This is a genomic window from Methanoculleus thermophilus, from assembly GCF_001571405.1.
Lineage (GTDB): Archaea > Halobacteriota > Methanomicrobia > Methanomicrobiales > Methanoculleaceae > Methanoculleus > Methanoculleus thermophilus.
This window is the reverse complement of sequence record NZ_BCNX01000014.1, coordinates 37,583-44,247: the sequence shown is the minus strand read 5'-3', so window position 1 is coordinate 44,247 and position 6,665 is coordinate 37,583. Positions and strand designations below refer to the sequence as shown.

Genomic DNA, 6,665 nt, shown 5'->3' with positions numbered 1-6,665 from the left:
GTAGCGGTAGAGGATGGCGTCGAGGAGGTCATATGGAGGGAGGGTCTCAAGATCGGTCTGGCCGGGCCTGAGCTCCGCGGAGGGGGGCTTCTCGAGCACCCGTTCGGGGATGACGGGATGCTTTCGGTTCAGCCACCGGCAGATCCGGTAGACCATGCACTTCGGGAGATCGCCGATCACAGAGAGACCTCCCGCCGTGTCGCCGTAGAGGGTGCAGTAGCCGACCGCAGCCTCGGACTTGTTCCCGGTGGAGAGGAGCATGGAGCCGAACTTGTTCGAGAGGGCCATCAGGACGGTCCCCCGGATCCTGGCCTGAAGGTTCTCCTCGGTGGCGTCGCGGCGCATGCCGGCAAAGAGATCAGAAAGAGCACCGTCAAATGCCTTCATTATCTGGCTGATTGGGACGCACTCCACTCTGATGCCAAGGTTCTCTGCAAGTTCACGGGCGTCTTCGATGCTCTCGGCGGAGGTGTAGGGGGAGGGGAGGAGCACCCCGAGGACGTTCTCCGGACCGAGTGCCTCGACGGCGATTGCTGCTACGAGCGACGAGTCAATCCCGCCGGAGAGACCGAGGTGGACCGATGTAAAACCGCACTTATGGACGTAATCCCGGGTGCCGAGGACCAGTGCCCGCCAGATCTCCGATTCGGGCTCCACGTCGTCGGGAGCGACTGCCTGCAGGGAGGGGAGAGCAAGGTCGACGTTCACGAGATCCTCAGCAAAGGCTGCACCGCGGGCAACCATCGTACCATCAGCAGAGAAGGCAGAACTCCGACCGTCAAAGACGAGATCGTCATTGCCTCCGACAAGGTTAACTCTGGCGATTACCACCCGGTGACTCTTCGCGATCCGGGAGAGGGACTCTTCCCGCAGACTCTGTGCGCCTGCAACAAAAGGCGACGCGGAGAGATTCACGATCACCTCCGGCATCGGGCCGCCGCGCCAGATCTCGTCCCCGATTGAGACGCCGATCGCTCGCCGGCCAATACGAAGAACCTGAGGGGTACCGGTCCACGGCTCAAAGTATCGCTCCTCATCGGGAATATTTCGGGAGAGCCGGGTCTTTCGAAATGTCTCCCTCACCTCCCCATCCCGAAGGAGGGCTGCGGCATTGAAGAGCGGCCGGCCGGTCCCGGAGAGGTTTGGCTCCGCAAAACCAAGAAGCACCGGTGGCGCGCCTGAAAGATCGGCGGCCAGATCTTCAAGAACTGCAAGGCTCTTTTTAACAAATCCGGTCTGGAGGAGCAGGTCATGGGGCGGGCAGCCGATCAGAGAGAGCTCCGGTGCCACGATCAGGTCAGGCCGGTACCGGGACGCCTCCCTGACACCAGCCGCTATCCGGTCGGCGTTGCCGGTCAGATCGCCGACAACCGTGTTCACCTGGAGGAGTGAGATCTTCATGGTTTCCCAGAAGAGTAATGGCAGAACGGTGTGCATATGCCTTTTCATAACCCAGTGCCACGCGGGATAGAGAGACGCGGGATATGCCGGACCAGGCGGACCGATCTTGCGATCAGAGTTATTTTAAGCACCCAAGACCAAAGCGCCTAGTAGGGATCATGCAGAGAGCGTATTATAGAGAAGTATCTCCTCTCCTGACCATTGGTAAGCCGCCTACACTCCAAATCGACAACAGGAGGCGGATACCCTGAATATTCAACTGCGCCAGTTCGCGGGGAGGAATGACCGGGATACCCGCTCCTCCTGCTTGCGATAGCGACCATCATCGCTTTTGCCGCGAACATCGTCGGGCTTTCCGCCGGAATCACGACCATCTTCCCGCACCTGATGTATATCCCGATCGTGCTTGCCGCATACTGGTATCCCCGACACGGCGTCGTCTTCTCGATTGCTCTGAGCCTGGGTTATCTTGCAACGGCCCTGCTCATCTTTGAGGGGGGAGCCGAGCAGATCGTCTCGGTTGTTGCGCGAGCCGCAGTTTACGTAGCTATCGGTGCCGTCGTATCACTCCTCTCATTCCGGCTCCGGGAGCAGGAGGAGCGCTACCGCGGGATATTCGACAACTCAGAGGCAGGAACACTCATCATCGCGCCGGACGACGGAACGCGCATCGAGGAGGTCAACTACGTGGGAGCAACCCTCCTCGGCTCCACGATCCGCGGCCTGATTAGAGAGCCCATCACCCGGTTCATCGACGATCCCGAGACCTGGGACGAGTTTGTAGCAAAGATCCGCAGGGATGGGGCTGCATACGGGTATGAGACAACCCTCCGCCGCATCGACGGGTCTGCAGTTCGGGCGCTTGTATCGGGCGGCAGGCTCCCGGGAGGACGGTTTGTCCTCACGCTCATCGACATCACCGCCCGGAAGAACGCCGAGGATGCACTTCGTGAGGCGAACGCCAGGCTGAACATGCTTGGGCGCCTCACCCGGAACGATCTAATGGCAGCGGTCTTTGGGCTTCTTTCGCGGATAGCCGAGGGAACACGGCAGTTCGACGACCCCGCCGTTCGCCAGTACATAAACAGCCTGGAAGAGGATGCCCGGCTCGTGCAGCGCCGCGCTGAGATCACCCGCGACTACCAGGACCTCGGTCTCCGGCCGCCGGAGTGGCAGCCGCTGCAGAGGGTTATCCGGGAGGTGGTCTCATGCCTGCTCCTTCCCGGGATCTCGGTCCGCTCCTGGGTGGAGCGGCTCGAAATCTTCGCCGACCCCAAGCTCGATCAGGTCTTCTCCAACCTGATCGAGAATGCCTTCCGCCACGGCAAGACCGTATCGCAGATCGTCATCACCTACCAGATCCAGGAGGATGGTCTCTCTATCTACATCGAGGACGACGGGGTGGGAATTCCTGAAGCGGATAAGGAGAAGATATTTGCGTACGGCTTTGGAACCGATGGCGGACTGGGGCTCTTCCTTGTCCGGGAGATCCTTGCCATCACCGGCATGACAATCCAGGAGACCGGAACGCCTGGTGAGGGGGCACGATTCGTGATCCACGTGCCGCCGGACGGCTACCGGATTGTGTGAGGTATGAGCCATGTTTACAAAGGTACTCATCCCAACAGACCTCTCCGCCGCCTCGATGCTCATGGCGGAGCGGGTCGGTGAGATCCCGGGCGTCCGTGAGGTCGTCCTCCTCCACGCCCGGCGATCGGACGGACCCCAGCCTGACGAGGACCAACTTTACCGGATGCAAGAGAGAGTGCAGCAGCAGGGCATCACGGCAGCAATCTCGATCGCAGAGGACGACGGAACGGATGTCGCGGAGAGAGTACTCCGGGCAGCCGATGAGATGGGAGCCGGCCTGATAGCAATGGGGGTCCGTGACCCCGGCCTGCTTCGGAACCTCCTCTCCGGAAACGTCGCAGCCACCGTACTCAGGAAAGCACGGACACACGTCCTGATCGTGCCGCAATCGGGTGGGAAGAGACCGGCGCCGCTCTTTTGGCGCCTGCTGGTGCCGACTGATCTTGAACCAACGGCACCGGAGGTTCGTTCTGTCTTAAAAGATCACGCCGGAGACGGGACTGCCGTACTCCTGCATGTCATCGAGCCCGGGCGCCAGGAAACGGAGCAGGAGGCAGCCGAAAGACTGGATCTCCTGCGAAGAGACCTTGCACCAGCGGGAGATGAAATTCGCCCAATGATTCGGACCGGAAATCCGGCGCAGATCATCTGTGCCGTAGCGGACGAGATCGATGCCTCCGTAGTCGTGATTCCGCGCATAGGAAAGCGTGATGCAGCAGGAAGCGCACCGCTCGGGAGCGTCACGAGCGCAGTCGTAGAATGCGTAAAGTCACCGATATTGGTTCTGGCAATCCCGATCCTCTTAAAGATTGAAACCAGAGAACTGCGGAGCGAAGAGTTCCCCCTCGCCGAGGAGATCTGGATTGATTACCACCAGTTAAAGGCCAACCCGGAGACTGATAGGATATTCGGGGTCTTTGCGGACGGCACCCTCGTCTCCGTCGCCAGGTGCCGCCGACACCCGGACGGCTACGAGGTGGACGGAGTCTTCACCCCGGTCCGGTTCCGGGGAAGAGGGTATGCCCGAAGGGCGATGGACGCGCTCGTCGAGGCGTGCCAGCATGACACCCTGTACATGCACTCGGTCCGGAACCTCGTTGAGTTTTACGCAACATATGGATTTGTATCGATACCAGAAAGCGACCTTCCTCCGACCATCCGGTCCAGGTTCGCGTTTGCCATTGGAGATATGGAAGGAGCAAACGTTCAACCGATGCGCCGCTTTGCCGGTCCGTTTCGACGATAACTTGGGAGGGGACCGCCCTATCGGGCTTGAACTCCCATCTCAGTCGTCATAGGCCTCCAGTGGATCGAGATCGTATGAATCCGTATAGTCGTCGGCCTCATCCGGGTATGAAACATCGATGACGACCGAGCCGTCCTCAAGAATATCACCGATCTCGATATTTACCCCTGCAGGGAACTCTCGCTCTTCTGTTTTGCCATCAAAGCGCTTGACATACGCCCACATACTGCAACTCCACAAAATCATCATCTCCGCCTCCCGGTGAATCGGGCCTGATCCGCGCCTAAAATTCGAATCATCCACGGGAGTGCGAGTTCTATTTCAGTATCAGAAAATGGTTGAATAAAATTTTTACGGTGAGAAAAACGGATAATCAGCAAGAATCGAGAAAATTAGAGGATAGAACGGCTGGAATATCTATGGCAGGAGGGTGGGAGCGCACCTCTGATTGTCCGGCAGGTGGAATCCGCGGGGCACACAGTCAGTTATATCGTGACTGCAGCCAGGAGTGCATAATATGCGCATCGGAATTCTCTCTGACACCCACGACAACATCCAGATGGTGGATGCAGCCGTAAAGCGGCTGAACGAGGAGCAGGTATCCCTGACACTCCATGCCGGGGACTATGTTTCTCCATTCGTCATCCCCCGGCTCGCGAATCTGCAATCTCCGCTGATCGGGGTTCTTGGGAACAACGATGGTGACCATCACCTCCTCGCCGCCCGGTTTGCCGAGCACGAGCACCTCTGTCTGAGAGGGAGATTTGCTGAGATCACTGCCGGGGGATTGACGATAGGGCTGCTGCACGGCGATGAACGAGAACTCCTGCAGGCACTTATCGGGCAGGGGGCTTTTGACGTTGTGGTCCACGGCCACACCCATCAAGCCGGGGCACGCAGCCTCGGGAGGAGACTGGTCGTCAACCCCGGGGAGGTCTGTGGCTACCTGACCGGGAGACCAACCATCGCAGTGCTGGATACGGTAACACAGAACGTGGAACTGCTCTCCCTTGAATGATAAAAAGAGTGTGATGCGGTTACACAGAAACCGCATCGCCGCCGGACTCTTTTGCGAAATCTCTTCCGAGATCCCAAGCAGGAGTGCCGGCATCCCCGAGATCCACTCGAAGCGTCGCGCTGGTGACGTCAAAGTCAGCAGGAACATCGAAGTAGAGGTAACCTTTCAGGGATTCGTAGCGCTCAAGGAGCTTTCTGTCGAACGATTCACCAAGGGATGTGAAGGACGGGACCTCAAGAGGCTTGAACGCCAATCCCTGACCCTCAAGGGTGAACGCGTCGCGTCCTGGGGTCTCAATGGTATAGAGATCGGAGTCGCCTTTATGCCCGAGGTTTGTTGACTTTAGGGCAACAAGGAGGAACGTGCGCCCATCACCGGCCTCGATTCGCGTCGGAGACGTGTTGGCCGAGACTTCCTCGTACGCCGATGCATCCCGGGTGGACTCCGCGATCAGCGAGATCATATTCTCGCCAGCAGGATCGTCGTAGGTGTAGCGCTCACCAAGGGCCAGCACCTCCTCCGGGGGCGTGACCGATACCAGATCGGCCGAACTGGTCCAGGCGGCGGGCGTCTCTGCTGCCAGGGTGGCGGTTCTCATCGTGGAAAGACCGGTGCTCGCCGACCGCACAGCGAAGGTCTGTTGACTGACCACCTCAAGGCCATCCGATGCGATCTCCAGATCCCTGAAGGCTGCCCGAACAGACTCCGCGGTCCCGGTATCCGTTGCATTGGCAAGTGTCTTGCCCGCAGATGAGTAGGCCAGGAGTGACCGGACGAACTCATCCCTGACGGGCGCACGGTCAGGGGAGACCTCAAGCATCTGAACCTCCGCAAGCACCCTGCTGGAGAGCGCGTACAGTTCGTCTGCTGCCTCTGCTGCAGCATCCGTATCGTTCAGGTAGAGAGCGTGTGCATGCTTCATTGAGAGTCTCACCAGGGAGATGCTCGTGCTGTCTATGATCTCTGCCAGACGTTCGTCATCCGCAGGGCCGTTCATGGGCGCATCAGTTGCGGGAGTCGGATCAACGGGCTGGCCGGTGAACTCCGGTTCGGCAGGCTCCGTCTGCTCCGTATCATCAAGCGGGTCAGGAGTCTCGGCAAGAGCCGGGGGCTGGAGCGTTTCAGGGGTATCTCCTTCGCCCTCGAGATCGGGAGAGTCCAATTTCGCTTCATCTGATAGAATATTGTTGAGCGGAGACTGGAGCAACACCCCCGATTCCAGCGCCGTGAGCCCCTGCACAGGACTGGCAATGGCCGGCACCATGAGGAGGGATCCGGTGCATACGGCAATTCCAAGGAGGATTAGAGCGTTTGCATCGTGTTTGCTCATGCCCACTTTTTTCACGATTAGATTATATATACATTATTATATTTAATTTTGAAAAAAATAACCCCTCTCGCAAAATCATT

At 58.9% G+C, this 6,665-nt stretch carries 6 protein-coding genes; 3 read left to right on the top strand and 3 right to left on the bottom strand.

Going from position 1 to position 6,665, the window contains the following annotated elements:
* A partial coding sequence (locus tag MCUTH_RS10830) for an NAD+ synthase (protein ID WP_066958801.1) occupies positions 1-1,401 on the bottom strand: 1,401 nt, incomplete at its 3' end.
* A gap of 387 nt (positions 1,402-1,788) precedes the next feature.
* Here MCUTH_RS10830 and MCUTH_RS10825 point away from each other — a divergent pair.
* Both MCUTH_RS10825 and MCUTH_RS11470 read left to right on the top strand, forming a co-directional pair.
* Positions 1,789-2,991, top strand: a complete 1,203-nt coding sequence (locus tag MCUTH_RS10825; protein ID WP_083524875.1) for an ATP-binding protein — start codon at positions 1,789-1,791, stop codon at positions 2,989-2,991.
* Positions 2,992-3,001: 10 nt separating this feature from the next.
* Positions 3,002-4,237 (top strand): GNAT family N-acetyltransferase, encoded by a 1,236-nt coding sequence (locus MCUTH_RS11470; protein WP_083524874.1) that lies wholly within the window; start codon positions 3,002-3,004, stop codon positions 4,235-4,237.
* Between the two features lie 39 nt (positions 4,238-4,276).
* Here MCUTH_RS11470 and MCUTH_RS10815 read toward each other — a convergent pair whose 3' ends face one another.
* Positions 4,277-4,462, bottom strand: a complete 186-nt coding sequence (locus MCUTH_RS10815) for a hypothetical protein (protein WP_224732803.1) — start codon at positions 4,460-4,462, stop codon at positions 4,277-4,279.
* A 292-nt stretch (positions 4,463-4,754) separates the two neighbouring features.
* On the opposite strand from MCUTH_RS10815, the gene MCUTH_RS10810 reads away from it, so the two are divergent.
* Positions 4,755-5,255, top strand: coding sequence for a metallophosphoesterase (locus tag MCUTH_RS10810; protein ID WP_066958799.1), 501 nt, complete (start codon positions 4,755-4,757; stop codon positions 5,253-5,255).
* A 19-nt stretch (positions 5,256-5,274) separates the two neighbouring features.
* Here the strand turns inward: MCUTH_RS10810 and MCUTH_RS10805 are convergent, their stop codons facing one another.
* On the bottom strand, positions 5,275-6,585 hold the full coding sequence (locus MCUTH_RS10805) for a hypothetical protein (protein WP_224732804.1): 1,311 nt from the start codon (positions 6,583-6,585) through the stop codon (positions 5,275-5,277).
* Positions 6,586-6,665: the final 80 nt, after the last annotated feature.

What these genes read in the sequence shown, in the direction of transcription:
- MCUTH_RS10825 (WP_083524875.1), top strand. Translation starts at nt 1,789, where the DNA reads ATGTATATCCCGATCGTGCTTGCCGCATACTGGTATCCCCGACACGGC.
- MCUTH_RS11470 (WP_083524874.1), top strand. Translation starts at nt 3,002, where the DNA reads ATGTTTACAAAGGTACTCATCCCAACAGACCTCTCCGCCGCCTCGATG.
- MCUTH_RS10815 (WP_224732803.1), bottom strand. Translation starts at nt 4,462, where the DNA reads ATGTGGGCGTATGTCAAGCGCTTTGATGGCAAAACAGAAGAGCGAGAG.
- MCUTH_RS10810 (WP_066958799.1), top strand. Translation starts at nt 4,755, where the DNA reads ATGCGCATCGGAATTCTCTCTGACACCCACGACAACATCCAGATGGTG.
- MCUTH_RS10805 (WP_224732804.1), bottom strand. Translation starts at nt 6,585, where the DNA reads ATGAGCAAACACGATGCAAACGCTCTAATCCTCCTTGGAATTGCCGTA.